The following is a 14904-nucleotide window of genomic DNA, read 5'->3' on the forward strand; positions in this document are numbered from 1 at the left end:
AGGGGAACCCGCTCCCGATGTCCGTTCCCGTCCCCGACGCACCCGCGAGCCACTCCGCCCTGCCGCCGCCGGGCACCGACCCCGAGTGGTACAAGCGCGCCGTCTTCTACGAGGTCCTCGTCCGCGGCTTCGCCGACAGCAACGCCGACGGCGTCGGCGACCTCCGCGGCATGCGCGACAAGCTGGACTACCTGCAGTGGCTCGGCGTCGACTGCCTCTGGCTGCCGCCGTTCTTCGCCTCCCCGCTGCGGGACGGCGGCTACGACGTCAGCGACTACACCGCGGTGCTGCCCGAGTTCGGCACCATCGAGGACTTCAAGGAGTTCCTCGACGAGGCCCACGCCCGCGGCATGCGCGTGATCATCGACTTCGTCATGAACCACACCTCGGACCAGCACCCCTGGTTCCAGGCCAGCCGCAGCGACCCCGAGGGCCCCTACGGCGACTTCTACGTGTGGGCCGACGACGACAGCGGCTACGCCGACGCGCGGATCATCTTCGTCGACACCGAGAGCTCCAACTGGACCTTCGACCCGGTGCGCAAGCAGTACTTCTGGCACCGGTTCTTCTCCCACCAGCCCGACCTGAACTTCGAGAACCCGAAGGTGCGCGAGGCGATCCTCGACGCCCTGCGCTTCTGGCTCGACCTCGGCATCGACGGCTTCCGGCTGGACGCCGTGCCCTACCTCTTCGAGGAGGAGGGCACCAACTGCGAGAACCTGCCGCGCACCCACGAGTTCCTCAAGGAGGTGCGCAAGGTCGTCGACGCGGACTACCCCGACCGCGTGCTGCTCTGCGAGGCCAACCAGTGGCCCGCCGACGTCGTCGAGTACTTCGGCGAGAACGGCGACGAGTGCCAGATGGCCTTCCACTTCCCGGTGATGCCGCGCCTGTTCATGGCCGTCCGGCGGGAGCAGCGGTTCCCGATCTCGGAGATCATGGCGCAGACGCCGGACATCCCCGACAACTGCCAGTGGGGCGTCTTCCTCCGCAACCACGACGAGCTGACCCTCGAGATGGTCACCGACGAGGAACGCGACTACATGTGGGCCGAGTACGCGAAGGACCCCCGCATGAAGGCCAACATCGGCATCCGCCGGCGGCTGGCCCCGCTGCTGGACAACGACGTCAACACCCTCGAGCTGTTCAACGCGCTGCTGCTCTCGCTCCCGGGCTCCCCGGTCCTCTACTACGGCGACGAGATCGGCATGGGCGACAACATCTGGCTCGGTGACCGCGACGGCGTCCGGACCCCGATGCAGTGGACCCCCGACCGCAACGGCGGCTTCTCCACCGCCGACCCGCAGCGGATGTACCTGCCGCTGAACCAGGACCCGGTGTACGGCTACCAGGTCACCAACGTGGAGTCGCAGCTGCGCAACACCAACTCGCTGCTGCAGTGGGTGCGGCGGATGATCCAGGTGCGCGGCCAGCACCCCACGTTCGGGCTGGGCACGTTCGAGGAGGTCGGCTCCCGCAACCCGACGGTGCTGTCGTTCGTCCGCCGGTTCGGCGACGACATCGTGCTCTGCGTCAACAACCTCTCGCGCTTCCCGCAGCCGGTGGAGCTGGACCTGCGCGAGTTCGAGGGCTACACGCCGATCGAGCTGACCGGGCGGGTGGAGTTCCCCCAGATCGGCGTCCTGCCGTACATGCTGACCCTCGCCGGGCACGGCTTCTACTGGTTCGAGCTGTCCAAGCCGACCGAACCGGTCCCCGACGAGCACGAGGACTGGGCCAGCGCGACGTCGAGCGCGGTGGCCGACACCCTGCTGGCCGCGGGCGTGGTCAGCGCCGCCGACGAGCCGTCCGACGAGTCCGGAGACCCCCGATGAGCGCCGATCCCCGAACCGCGCTGACCGACCTCTTCCGCGACTGGATCCCGCACCAGCGGTGGTTCGGCGGGAAGGGCCGCGAGTGGGCCGAGGTCACCGAGGACGGGTTCTTCCTCGACCGCGGCAACCCGGTGCTCTCGGTGCACCGCGTGCGCATCCGGTACACCGACGACGTCGTCGAGACCTACCTGGTGCCGCTGTCCTGGCGCGACCACCCGGCCGAGGACCTGGAGACCGCGCTGGTCGGGGCGGTGTCCAACGAGGGCACCGAGACCTACGCCTACGACGCGATGCGCGACCGGGAGTCCACCGCGCCGTGGCTGATCCACCTGGCCCAGGGCTCGACCATCGGGCCGATGCGCTTCACCCCGGCCGGGGAGGGCGACATCCCCGAGGGGCTGCCGGGCGACATCGTCTCCACCGAGCAGAGCAACACCTCGCTGGTCTACGGCCAGGAGGCGATCCTGAAGCTCTTCCGCCGGCTGGAGCCGGGGCTCAACCCCGACGTCGAGATCCACGACGCCCTCCGCCGGGCGGACAACCCGCACATCGCCGCGCTGCTGGGCCACGTCGAGATCGACGACGCGCAGGGCGGCGACCCGGCGACGGTCGCCATGCTGCAGACCTTCGTCCCGAACGCCAGCGACGGCTGGCGGCTGGCCACCGCCAGCGTCCGGGACCTCTACGCCGAGGGCGACCTGCACGCCGACGAGGTCGGCGGGGACTTCGCCGCCGACAGCGAGCGGCTCGGCGCCGCGACGGCCTCGGTGCACGCCGACCTGGCGCAGGTCCTGCCCACCGAGCAGGCCGAGCCCGGCTGGCTGGCTACCGTCGCCCAGCAGATGTCGGACCGGCTGGACGCCGCCACGGAGATCGTGCCGCAGCTGCGGGAGCACGCCGAGGCGCTGCGGCAGGTGTACGCCGCCGTCGCCGGCAGCGCGGAGCCGGTGGTGCGCCAGCGGGTGCACGGCGACCTCCACCTGGGGCAGGTGCTGCGCACCGCCACGGGCTGGATCATCCTCGACTTCGAGGGCGAGCCGGCCCGCCCGCTGGCCGCCCGCCGCGAGCTCGACAGCCCGCTGCGCGACGTCGCCGGGATGCTCCGCAGCTTCGACTACGCCGCCCGGCACCTGCTCGTCGAGCTGCCGGAGGACTCCCAGCGGGAGTACCGCGCCCAGGAGTGGGCGGCCCGCAACCGGGCCGCGTTCTGCGCGGGGTACTCCGAGGCCAGCGGCATGGACCCCTGCGGTGAGTCACCACTCCTCCGGGCGTTCGAGGCGGACAAGGCGGTTTACGAATGCGTCTACGAGGCGAGGAACCGTCCGCACTGGCTGATGATCCCGCTCCAGTCGATCGCCCGGCTCGCCGGCCGCGACTGAGCCCCCGAACCGACGGACCAGAGCACCGAGAACGGACGAGGACGGCGAGACGATGACGACCGACGACCGAGGCGACAGCCCCGTGGCCGGCAAGGACGATCTGCAGCGCGCCGTGGAGGAGAAGGTGGCGCAGGCGGAGGCGGCCGCGGGCAGCGAGCCACCGGTGAACGCCGAGCCGGCCAAGAAGACGACGAAGCGCGCCGCCGCCAAGAAGGCGGCGCCGGCGAAGAAGGCCGCAGCCGCCAAGAAGGCGGCCCCGGCCAAGAAGACGGCCCCGGCCAAGAAGGCGGCCACGGCCGACGCGGCCACCGGCACCAGGGCGACGGCGGCCAAGCGGTCCACGGCCAAGAAGGCCGCCGCCGCACCCACCGCCACCGAGGCCACCCCGGAGCCCGGCAGCGAGGACACCGAGGTCACCGCCAACCCGGTGGTCGCGCCGGCGCCGATCGCCGAGCCCGGTGACGGCACCGGCGCCCCGGCCGGCCAGCCGGTCGCCCCCGACCCCGACCCGGCGACGCCGCCCACCCCGCAGGCGCCGGATGAGGACCGGGCCGGCTCCGCCGAACCCGCCGCGCCGGCCGTCCCCGCCGACGTCTCCCCTGCCGACGCCGCCGCGCCCGCCGGTGGCACCACCGCCGGCGCGGCCGGGGACACCGGCGTCGAGGAGTTCGGCGAGGAGGACCTGCGGGCGATCGTCGAGGGCTGGTCGCGCGACCCCCACCGCATCCTCGGCGCCCACCGCACCGCCGAGGGCTGGGCGGTGCGCACGCTGCGCCCCGACGCGGTGAGCGTCGCCGTCCTCGACGAGGACGGCAGCCGCCACGAGGCCGGGCAGCTGCACGGGGGCGGCATCTACGAGGCGACCCTCCCCCGCCAGCCCGGGGACTACCGGATCGAGGTCGTCTACGGCGACGGCCAGGGCGGGACGACGACGCACACGGTCGACGACCCCTTCCGCTGGCTGCCCACCCTGGGGCCGGTCGACGAGCACCTCATCCGCGAGGGGCGCCACGAGCGGCTGTGGGAGGTGCTCGGCGCGCACGTGCGGCGCTACGAGACCCCGCGCGGCACCGTCGAGGGCGTCTCCTTCGCCGTCTGGGCGCCCAGCGCGCAGGGCGTCAAGGTCACCGGCGACTTCGACTACTGGCAGGCCCGCGCCTACCCCATGCGGATGCTCGGCTCCTCCGGCGTCTGGGAGATCTTCGTCCCGGGCGTGCAGGTGGGCACCCGGTACCGCTACCACGTCCTGGGCGCCGACGGCACGTGGCGGGAGAAGGCCGACCCGCTCGCGTTCGCCACGGAGGTGCCGCCGCTGAACGCCTCCGTGGTCACCGAGTCCACCTACGAGTGGGCCGACGACGCCTGGCTCGAGCAGCGCGCCGAGGCCGGGTGGCACCAGCGCCCGATGAGCGTCTACGAGGTGCACGCCGGTTCCTGGCGCCAGGGCCTGTCCTACCGCGAGATGGCCGACCAGCTCGTCGACTACGTCCGCGACGCAGGGTTCACCCACATCGAGTTCATGCCGCTCGCGGAGCACCCGTTCGGCGGCTCCTGGGGCTACCAGGTCACCTCCTACTACGCGCCGACGTCCCGCTACGGCACCCCGGACGACCTGCGCTACCTGATCGACCGGGCGCACCAGGCCGGCATCGGCGTCATCGTGGACTGGGTACCCGCCCACTTCCCCAAGGACGAGTGGGCGCTGGCCCGCTTCGACGGCACCTCGCTCTACGAGCACGGCGACCCGCGCCGGGGCGAGCAGCTGGACTGGGGCACCTACGTCTTCGACTTCGGCCGCTCCGAGGTCCGCAACTTCCTCGTCGCCAACGCGCTGTACTGGTGCAAGGAGTTCCACGTCGACGGCATCCGCGTCGACGCGGTCGCCTCGATGCTCTACCTGGACTACTCCCGCAGCGAGTGGGTGCCCAACCAGTACGGCGGGCGGGAGAACCTGGAGGCGGTCGCCTTCCTCCAGGAGTTCAACGCGACCGTCTACCGCGAGGTCCCCGGCGTCGTGACGATCGCCGAGGAGTCCACCGCCTGGCCGGGCGTCACCCGGCCCACCCACCTGGGCGGCCTGGGCTTCGGCTTCAAGTGGAACATGGGCTGGATGCACGACTCGCTCTCCTACGTGGAGCGCGAGCCGATCTACCGCAGCTACCACCACGGCCAGCTCACGTTCTCGATGCACTACGCGTACAGCGAGAACTACGTCCTGCCGATCAGCCACGACGAGGTCGTGTACGGCAAGGGCTCCATGCTGCGGAAGATGCCCGGGGACCGGTGGCAGCAGCTGGCCAACCTGCGCGCCTACCTGGCCTACATGTGGGCCCACCCCGGCAAGCAGCTGCTGTTCATGGGGTCGGAGTTCGCCCAGGACTCGGAGTGGGCGGAGAGCCGCTCGCTGGACTGGTGGCACCTCGACGACCCCGCGCACCGCGGCATGCTGCAGCTGGTCACCGACCTCAACGGCCGCTACAAGGAGTGCGACGCCCTCTGGTCGCAGGACGTCGACCCGGCCGGGTTCCAGTGGATCGACGCCAACGACGCCTCGGGCAACGTGCTGTCCTTCCTGCGCTACGGCGCCGCGCCGCAGAACGCGTCCCCCGCCGCCGCGGCGGAGGGTGAGGAGGGGACCGGGGCCGCGGAGGGCTCGGTGCTGGCCTGCGTCGTCAACTTCTCCGGCGCCCCGCACCACGAGTACCGGATCGGGCTGCCCCGCCCCGGCCAGTGGCGCGAGGTGCTCAACACCGACGCCGAGGGGTACGGCGGCTCCGGCGTCGGCAACTACGGCGGCATCGAGGCCGAGCCGGAGCCCTGGCACGGCCAGCCGTACTCGGCGACGATCTCCGCCCCGCCGCTGGGCACCGTCTGGTTCCTGCACGAGGGCTGATCCCCGATCCGACCCACCCCGACCGCGCCGCTCCGGTGCGGCCGGGGTGGTGCCCGGTCCGCCGGAGCACCGGGCATGCTGTGCGGCGCACGCCCGCCCGCCCGTGGAGGAACGCCCCCGATGAGATCCCTGCTGCGCCGGGTGGCCCCCGCGGTCGTCGCGGGGCTGCTGCTCACCGGCTGCGCCACCGGCGCGGTGCGGGGCCAGGCGACCCCGCCCGACGGCGGACCGGTCGACGTGCCCGCCGACGAGTTCCCCGTCACCGGGGCGGGCGACGAACCGATCGACCAGTTCGCCCGCAACGCCCTCGCCGACCTCGTCGTCTTCTGGACCGACGCCTACCCCGAGCACTTCGGCGAGGAGTTCACCCCGCTGCGGGGCGGCTACTTCTCGGTCGACTCCGAGGGCCTCGACGAGAGCGCCTACCCGGAGACGGGGATCGGCTGCCAGGGCTCCTGGACGGCACCGGAGGACGTCGCCGGCAACGCGTTCTACGACCCCGCCTGCGACGTGATCGCCTACGACCGCGCCCTGCTGCAGGAGCTCTCCGACGACTACGGCCGCTTCCTGGTGCCCGTGGTGATGGCGCACGAGTTCGGCCACGCCATGCAGGGGCGCTTCGGGTTCGCCGAGTCCGGCCGCAGCATCCTGGACGAGACCCAGGCCGACTGCCTGGCCGGCGCGTGGACGCGCTGGGTCGCCGACGGGCAGGCCACCCACGTCTCGCTGCGCGAGCCGGAGCTCGACGACGTGGTGCGCGGGTACCTCCTGCTCCGCGACGACGTGGGTAGCGACCCCGACAACGTCGAGGCGCACGGCTCCTACTTCGACCGGGTCTCCGCGTTCTACGACGGGTTCGAGCGTGGCCTGGACACCTGCCGCGACGCGTTCGGCGAGGACCGGCTGTTCACCGCCGCGGAGTTCACCCCCTACGACCTCGACCAGGGGAACGCCGCGTTCGACGACATCGTCGACTGGGTCGGCACCACGCTGCAGGCCTTCTGGGGCGAGGTCTTCCCGGCCGCGTTCGGCGGGGAGTTCGACGAACCGGAGGTCGCCGGGTTCACCGGGCGCGCGCCGGGCTGCGACGGGCTCGACGGCCGGGACCTGGGCTACTGCGCCGAGGACGGCACCGTCTACATCGACGAGGCCGACCTGGCGGTGCCCGCCTACGACGAGATCGGGGACTTCGCGCTCGCCACCGCCATGGCCCTGCCCTACGCACTGGCGGTGCGCGACCAGGCCGGCCTGTCGGTGGACGACGGCGAAGCGATCCGCTCGGCGGTCTGCCTCACCGGCTGGTACCAGGCGCAGTGGTACGACGGCGAGTTCGCCGACGTCGTCGGGGCGGAGATCAGCCCGGGCGACCTCGACGAGGCCGTCCAGTTCCTGCTGCGGTACGGCGTCGAGGAGGACGTCTTCCCGGGGACCGACGCCTCGGGCTTCGAGCTGGTCGGCGCCTTCCGGAACGGGTTCCTGGACGGCGGGGAGGCCTGCGGGATCGGCGGCTGACCCCCGCCTAGAAGAGCGCGGCGGTGAGCTGGCGGCGCGCGGACGCGACGCGGGGGTCGGCGTCGCCGACGACCGCGAAGAGCTCCACGAGGTGCTTGCGGGCCGCGTCCCGGTCCTCTCCCCCGGTGCGGCGGACCACGTCGAGCAGCCGGTCGAAGGCCCCCTCGATGTCGCCGGTGCCCAGGAGGAAGTCGGCCGCCCGGGTCTGCGCGGCGACGTCGTCGGGCGCGGCGTCCGCGGCGGCCAGCGCGTCGGGGCCGGCCTCCTCGGCCCGCCGGAACAGCTGCACCTGGCGCAGCGCGATACCGGCGTCGGGGTGGTCGGGCTCCTCGGCGAGGATCGCCTCGTAGGCGGCCTCGGCCGCGGCCAGGTCACCCCGCTCGAGCGCTGCCTCGGCGGCGTCCAGCCGCGGGTCCTCCACGTCGGCCTGCGGCTCGGCGCCGGGGACCGCCCCACCGGTGGTGGCCTGCACCAGCTCGGTGACGAACTGGCGGGCCTGCTCCTCGGGGATCGCGCCGGTGAACTCGGCGACCAGCTGCCCCTGCCACACCGCCTTGACGGCGGGGATGCCCTGGACGCGCAGCCCCTGGGCCAGCGCCGGGTTCGCCTCCACGTCCACCTTCGCCAGCACCCAGGAGCCGCCGCCCTCGACCGCCAGCCGCTCGAGCACCGGGGAGAGCTGCTTGCACGGCCCGCACCACTCGGCCCACAGGTCGAGCACGACCGGCACCTGGAACGACCGGTCCAGCACCTCGGCCTGGAAGGTCGCCTCGGTGACGTCGACGACCGCGCCACCGGGGGCGCCCGCCGGCGCGGTGGCGCTCGGCGGCGGCGCGGCCTGGGCGCGCGCTGCGGCCTCCGAGCGCGCCTTGACGGCGGCGAGGTCGACGGCGCCGGCCATGGCGGCGGCCATCTGCGCCTGCTGTGCCTGCGCGCGCGGGTCGGGACGTCCGGGGCGGGTGGGCTGCATGGGACCGATGATCCCACCGGTGGTTCCGGCTCGGGCCCGTAGGGTCCTGCCGGAGACACCGGGGTGCCGCCCGTCGGCACAGGGGGCGGCACTCGCCGGAACGGCTCAGCGCAGCTCGGGAACGCCTCCTGGCCGCGGTCGGAGCGCGGAGCGCGACAGTGCGCTCAGAAGCGGGCCGGTTCGGTGTAGCCGCCCCACTCGGCGCGGAGTGCGTCGCAGATCTCGCCCAGGGATGCCTCGGCGCGCACGGCGTCGAGCATCGCCGGGACCATGTTGGCCTCGGTCCGCGCGACCTCGACGAGGCGTGCGACCGCCGCGCGGGCGGCGTCGTCGTCCCGCTGCTGCCGGCGCACGGCGAGCTCCGCCTTCTGCTCGACCTCCACCTCGTGGCTCACCCGGAGGATGTCCAGCTTGTCGTGCGCGTCCACCGAGCCGACCAGCGTGTTCACGCCGACGACCTTCTTGTCGCCCTTCTCCAGCGCCCGCTGGTAGGTGAACGCCGCCTCGGCGATCTCGCCGGTGAACCAGCCGTCCTCGATCCCGCGCAGGATGCCGCTGGTCATCGTCCCGTCGGTGCCCATGTCCTTGATGCGGGTGAAGATCTCCTCCGCCTGGCGCTCGAGCTCGTCGGTGAGCGCCTCGACGTACCAGGAGCCGCCGAGCGGGTCGGCGACGTTCATGACCCCGGTCTCCTCGGCGATGACCTGCTGGGTGCGCAGCGCGATCTGCGCGGCCTTGGCGCTGGGCAGCGCCAGCACCTCGTCCAGGGCGTTGGTGTGCAGCGACTGGGTGCCGCCGAGGACCGCGGCCAGCGCCTCCACCGCCGTCCGGGTGATGTTGTTGTCGGGCTGCTGGGCGGTGAGGCTGACGCCGGCGGTCTGGGTGTGGAAGCGCAGCTGCTGCGCCTTCTCGGTCGTGGCGCCGTAGACGTCGCGGAGCCAGCGGGCCCAGATGCGGCGCGCGGCGCGGAACTTGGCGATCTCCTCGAAGAAGTCGATGTGCGCGTCGAAGAAGAACGACAGCCCGGGGGCGAACTGCTCGACGTCCAGGCCGCGGGAGAGCCCGAGCTCCACGTAGGCGAAGCCGTCGGCCAGCGTGTACGCGAGCTCCTGCGCGGCCGTCGAGCCGGCCTCACGGATGTGATAGCCGGAGACGCTGATCGGCTTGTACGCCGGGATGCTCTCGGCGCAGTACTCCATGAGGTCGCCGATCAGGCGCAGGTGCGGCTCCGGCGGGAAGAGCCACTCCTTCTGCGCGATGTACTCCTTGAAGATGTCGGTCTGCAGCGTGCCGTTGAGCCGGCCGGTGTCGGCGCCCTGGCGCTCGGCGGCGACCAGGTACATGCAGAACACCGGGACGGCCGGGCCGCTGATCGTCATCGACGTCGTGGTGGCCTCGAGGTCGATGCCGTCGAAGAGCTCGTCCATGTCGACGGCGGTGTCCACGGCCACGCCGCAGTGCCCGACCTCCCCGAGGCTGCGCGGGTCGTCGGAGTCGCGGCCCATGAGCGTGGGCATGTCGAAGGCGACGCTCAGCCCGCCGCCGCCCTCGGCCAGGATCATCTTGTAGCGCTCGTTGGTCTGCCGGGCGTTGCCGAAGCCGGCGAACTGCCGGATCGTCCAGGCCCGGCCGCGGTAGCCGGTGGCGTGCAGACCCCGGGTGAACGGGAACTCGCCGGGGTAGCCGATCCGGTCGAACCCCTCGACGGCGCCCTCGTCGGCCGGGCCGTACACCGGGTCGACCTCCACCCCCGACAGCGTGGTGAAGTCCGCGTCGCGGACCCGCCCGGCGGCCAGCGCCGCGTCGTACCGCTGCTGCCACCGCTGCCGGGCGTCGTCGCTCATGACGAGATGCTAGGACGTCCAACTATCGTGTGTCGAGCGTCACGGCGAGTCGCCGGCGACGTCGCCCGCACCCAGCCGCACGCGGCGCAGCGTCGTGAACAGCGCCTCCTGCTCGTCCTCCGCCAGGTCCGCCAGGCCGAAGTCGATCGCGGTCAGCGCCCGGGTCCCCTCGTCCACGACGGCACGGCCGCGCTCGGTGATCGCGGCCAGGACGCCGCGGCCGTCGGCCGGGTTCGGGCGGCGGTCGACGTACCCGGCGGCGGCCAGCCGGTCGATGGCGTTCGTGACGCTCGTCGGGTGCACCATGAGCCGGCTGCCGATCACCTTCAGCGGCAGCTCCCCCGACCGGCTGAAGGTGAGCAGCACCAGCACCTCGTAGCGGGCGAAGGTCAGCTCCAGCGGGCGCAGCACCCCGTCGAAGCGGGCCAGCAGGATCTGCTGCACGCGGAAGACCGACGTCGCCGCCCGCATCGCCGACGACGGGCCGAAGTGCGTCTCCCACTTCTCCCCGGCGCGCTCGATCGGGTCGAACGGCAGCCCCAGCGGTCGGACCATGCGCGGCACGGTACCTGCGCGCCCCGGACGCCCCGGATCACCGCGGGACGCACGCGGGTCAGCGCAGCGGCGGCCGGAGCGGGGGGACGTGCCGCACGCCGAACACCTCGCGCAGGGCGACGCGCGCGGCCTGGTCGCCGCAGGCGCCGTGGACGGCCGGACCGGGCGGGGTCGCCGAGGACGCGAGGTACACCCCCGGGACCGGCGTCTTGTAGGTGTTCCAGCGCGGGACCGGCCGGGCGAGCATCTGCCGGAGGGTGGTCTGCCCGTTGGAGATGTCACCGCCCAGGTAGGTGGGGTTCCACTGCTCCATCTGGACGGCGCTCTTCGTGTGGCGGTCGACGACCGTGTCGCGGAAGCCGGGTGCGAACCGCTCGACCTGCCGCTCGATCGCCTCGGTCATGTCGACGTCGGAGCCGTGCGGGACGTGCACGTAGGCCCAGAAGATGTGCCCGCCGTCCGGCGCCCGGCTGGGGTCGGGCACCGTCGGCTGCACGGCGAGCACGTAGGGCCGGTCGGTGAGGCGGCCCTCGTTGGGCGCCCGCTCCCCCTCGATCGTCTCCTCCAGGGTGCCGGCGACGTGGACCGTGCCGGCACGGCGGACGTCGGCGTTCGCCCAGGGCACCGGCTCGGAGAGGATCCAGTCGATCTTGAAGACGCCGGCGCCGTGCCGGTAGCGCCGGACCCAGCGGCGGTAGCCCTCGTGCACCCGGTCGCCGGCCATCGCCACGAACGCGTCGGGCGTGGTGTCGAGCAGGACCGCGGGCACCCCCTCGAACTCCCGCAGATCGGTGACCAGGTGCCCGGTGACCACCTCGCCCCCCTGCTCCTCGAGGGCGGTCACCATGGCGTCGGCGAGCTGCTGCGACCCGCCCTCGACCAGCGGCCACCCGACGTGGTGGGACAGCATCGCGAGCAGCATGCCCAGCGCCGAGGTCAGCGGCCGGCGGAGGTCGAGCATCCCGTGGGCCGCGGCACCACCCAGCAGCGCGCGCCCCTCGGCGGTGTCGAAGTACCGGTGCGCCAGCCAGCGGACGTCGGGCAGGCCGGTGAGCCCGAACCGGGCGATCTGCACGGGGCTGCGCGTCGGCAGGCTGCGCAGCCGGCTGGTGAGGAAGAAGTCGACGATGTCGCCGCCGTGCTCCACGAGCGGCTCGAACAGCCGGCGGTAGGCGTCGGCGTCCGCGCCCAGCCCGGCCGCGGTTCGCTCCAGGGAGCGGTGGGAGACCGCCGCGCGGCCGCCGTCCAGCGGGTGCGCGAAGCTGACGTCCGGGTGGACGAGCCGGACCCCGCGCGACGGCAGGTCGAACTCGCGGAAGAAGGGTGCCGCGGCGGCCAGCGGCTGCACCGTCGAGCAGACGTCGTGGTGGAACCCGGCGCGGATGAGCTCCTCGGTGCGCATCCCGCCGCCGGGTCGCCCGGCCGCCTCGACCACCTGCACCCGCAGGCCCGCGGCGGCGAGCCGGAGTGCGGCGGCCAGCCCGTTGGGGCCCGCGCCGACGACGACGGCGTCCGGCTTGCCGTTCACTGCCGCAGTCCGTTCACCCGCCCCATCCTGGCGGGTGGGCGACCGACCTGCTCGGTCAGAGGCTAGAGCTGGCCGAGCAGTTCGTCGGCGGCGCGGTAGGGGTCGGTCCCGCCGCCCACCACGGCGTCGGCCAGCGCACCGAGCGCCGCGGACCCGCGCACGTCGCCCATGCGCTCGCGCAGCGTGGCCAGCGCGATCGCCTCGATCTCGCGCGCGGCCCGCTCGCTGCGCCGGCGGTGCCGCTCGCCCGAGGACTCCAGCCACTGCCGGTGCTCCTCGATCCGGGCCAGCACCTCGTCGACGCCGTTGTCGGTGTCGCGGGCGGCGACCGTGCGGCAGATCGGCGGGCGCCAGTGCCCGGCCTCGGAGTGCCGGCCGCCGAGGGAGAGCATGTAGCGGAGGTCGCGGACCGTCTGGTCGGCACCGTCCCGGTCGGCCTTGTTCACCACGAAGACGTCGGCGACCTCGAGGATCCCGGCCTTGGCCGCCTGGATGCCGTCACCCATGCCGGGGGCGACCAGGACGAGCGTGGTGTCGGCGAGCGAGGCGATCTCCAGCTCCGACTGCCCCACCCCGACGGTCTCGATGAGCACGACGTCGCAGCCGGCCGCGTCGAGCACGCGCAGCGCCTGCGGGGTGGCCCACGAGAGCCCGCCGAGGTGCCCGCGGGAGGCCATCGAGCGGATGAAGACGCCGCTGTCGCCGGCGTGGTCCTGCATGCGCACGCGGTCGCCCAGCAGCGCGCCCCCGGAGAACGGCGACGACGGGTCGACGGCGAGCACCCCGACCCGCTTGCCGGCCTGCCGCAACGCGCGCACCAGCGCCGTCGTCGACGTCGACTTGCCCACGCCGGGCGAGCCGGTGAGGCCGATCACCTGGGCCTTCCCGGTGTGCGGCGCCAGCGCGGCGGCCACCTCGCGCAGCGCGGGGCTGGCGTCCTCCACCAGCGAGATCAGCCGGGCCACCGACCGGGCGTCGCCCTCGCGGGCGCGCTCGACCAAGGTCGGGACGTCGACGGCCCGGCGCCCCCGCCGGCCGCGCGGGCCGGTGGGGGCGTCGGGCTGGACGGCGAGGCCGTCCGTCACGCCTTCGCGGGCACGTGCAGGATGAGGGCGTCGCCCTGACCGCCGCCGCCGCAGAGCGCCGCGGCGCCGACGCCGCCGCCGCGGCGGCGGAGCTCGAGCGCCAGGTCCAGGACGATCCGCGCCCCGCTCATGCCGACCGGGTGCCCCAGGGCGATGGCGCCACCGTTGGGGTTCACCTTCTCCGGGTCGATGCCGAGCTCGCGGGTGGAGACGATGCCGACCGCGGCGAAGGCCTCGTTCAGCTCGACCAGGTCCAGCGACCTCGGGTCGATGCCCTCGCGCTCGCAGGCCTTCTGGATCGCCCGCGACGGCTGGCTCTGCAGCGTCGCGTCCGGGCCGGCGACGACGCCGTGCGCGCCGATCTCGGCGATGACGGTGCAGCCGAGCTCCGCGGCCTTCTCGGCGCTCATGACCACGACCGCGCAGGCGCCGTCGGAGATCTGCGAGGCGGTGCCGGCGGTGATCGTGCCGTCCTTGGCGAAGGCCGGCTTCAGCTTCGCCAGGCTCTCCGCGGTGGTGTCGGGGCGGATGCCCTCGTCCTCGCGGAACTCGATGGGGTCGCCCTTGCGCTGGGGGATGAGGACGGGGGTGATCTCCTCGTCGAAGATCCCGTCCTTGGCGGCGCGCGCGGCCTTCTGGTGGCTGGCGGCGGCGAACTCGTCCTGCTCCTCGCGGGTCAGGTCGTACCGGCTGTTGGCCTGCTCGGTGAGCGCGCCCATCGCCACCTGGTCGAAGGTGTCCGAGAGGCCGTCGTGGGCCATCGAGTCGATGAGCTTGGTGTCCCCGTACTTGGTGCCGGTGCGGGAGCCCGCCAGCAGGTGCGGCGCCTGGGTCATGGACTCCATGCCCCCGGCGACGACGACGTCGTACTCGCCGGCGCGGATGAGCTGGTCGGCCAACGCGATGGCGTTCAGGCCGGAGAGGCAGACCTTGTTGATGGTCAGCGAGGGCACCGACATCGGGATGCCGCCGGCCACCGCGGCCGGGCGGGCGGGGTTCTGGCCGGCGCCGGCCTGGATGACCTGGCCCATGATCACGTAGTCCACCTGGTCGCCGGAGATGCCGGCCCGCTCGAGCGCGGCCTTGATGGCGACGCCGCCGAGGTCGGCCGCCGAGAAGTCCTTCAGCGAGCCGAGCAGCCGGCCCATCGGGGTCCGGGCGCCGCTGACGATGACCGAGCGGGACATGCTGCCTCCAGTGCCGGGCCGCCGCCGGTGGCGACCTCGTTGTCGGGACGCACCGCGACGGTGGTGCCGGCGCGGCGTCGGGCCTTCCGGGAAGGATAGGACGGCCGCCCGACGGG

10 protein-coding genes are annotated in these 14904 nt (G+C 73.4%); 4 read left to right on the top strand and 6 right to left on the bottom strand.

Annotated features, from left to right (window positions below; translation table 11 throughout):
• The first annotated feature begins 17 nt into the window (after positions 1 to 17).
• The 4 genes from treS (at position 18) to E9565_RS01770 (ending at position 7619) form a co-directional block, all read left to right on the top strand.
• On the top strand, positions 18 to 1835 hold the full coding sequence (gene treS, locus E9565_RS01755) for a maltose alpha-D-glucosyltransferase (protein ID WP_236824643.1): 1818 nt from the start codon (positions 18 to 20) through the stop codon (positions 1833 to 1835).
• Positions 1832 to 3214: a phosphotransferase gene (locus E9565_RS01760; protein ID WP_236824644.1), complete on the top strand. Its 1383-nt coding sequence runs from the start codon at positions 1832 to 1834 to the stop codon at positions 3212 to 3214. Before treS ends, E9565_RS01760 begins: the two co-directional genes overlap by 4 nt.
• A gap of 52 nt (positions 3215 to 3266) precedes the next feature.
• Positions 3267 to 6107 (top strand): 1,4-alpha-glucan branching protein GlgB, encoded by a 2841-nt coding sequence (gene glgB, locus E9565_RS01765; protein WP_236833938.1) that lies wholly within the window; start codon positions 3267 to 3269, stop codon positions 6105 to 6107.
• 120 nt (positions 6108 to 6227) lie between these two features.
• The gene (locus tag E9565_RS01770) at positions 6228 to 7619 is read left to right on the top strand and encodes a hypothetical protein (protein ID WP_236833939.1); all 1392 of its coding nucleotides are present in this window, start codon (positions 6228 to 6230) and stop codon (positions 7617 to 7619) included.
• A 7-nt stretch (positions 7620 to 7626) separates the two neighbouring features.
• Here E9565_RS01770 and E9565_RS01775 read toward each other — a convergent pair whose 3' ends face one another.
• The 6 genes from E9565_RS01775 to E9565_RS01800 all read right to left on the bottom strand — a co-directional run bounded on the left by E9565_RS01775 (position 7627) and on the right by E9565_RS01800 (position 14788).
• Positions 7627 to 8589 (bottom strand): tetratricopeptide repeat protein, encoded by a 963-nt coding sequence (locus tag E9565_RS01775; protein WP_236824647.1) that lies wholly within the window; start codon positions 8587 to 8589, stop codon positions 7627 to 7629.
• 164 nt (positions 8590 to 8753) lie between these two features.
• Entirely contained in the window at positions 8754 to 10433 is a 1680-nt protein-coding gene (locus E9565_RS01780; RefSeq protein WP_236833940.1) for a methylmalonyl-CoA mutase, read from the bottom strand.
• A 39-nt stretch (positions 10434 to 10472) separates the two neighbouring features.
• On the bottom strand, positions 10473 to 10988 hold the full coding sequence (locus E9565_RS01785) for a MarR family winged helix-turn-helix transcriptional regulator (protein WP_236824649.1): 516 nt from the start codon (positions 10986 to 10988) through the stop codon (positions 10473 to 10475).
• 58 nt (positions 10989 to 11046) lie between these two features.
• Positions 11047 to 12516, bottom strand: coding sequence for an NAD(P)/FAD-dependent oxidoreductase (locus tag E9565_RS01790; protein WP_236833941.1), 1470 nt, complete (start codon positions 12514 to 12516; stop codon positions 11047 to 11049).
• Between the two features lie 62 nt (positions 12517 to 12578).
• Complete coding sequence (gene meaB, locus E9565_RS01795; RefSeq protein ID WP_236833942.1) at positions 12579 to 13601, bottom strand: methylmalonyl Co-A mutase-associated GTPase MeaB; 1023 nt, start codon at positions 13599 to 13601, stop codon at positions 12579 to 12581.
• A complete protein-coding gene (locus tag E9565_RS01800) occupies positions 13598 to 14788 on the bottom strand; it encodes an acetyl-CoA C-acetyltransferase (RefSeq protein WP_236824652.1) in 1191 nt (396 codons plus the stop codon). The genes meaB and E9565_RS01800 overlap by 4 nt, the downstream gene beginning before the upstream one ends.
• Between the last annotated feature and the right edge of the window lie 116 nt (positions 14789 to 14904).

The sequence above is a fragment of the Blastococcus sp. KM273129 genome (assembly GCF_021698995.1).
Lineage (GTDB): Bacteria > Actinomycetota > Actinomycetes > Mycobacteriales > Geodermatophilaceae > Blastococcus.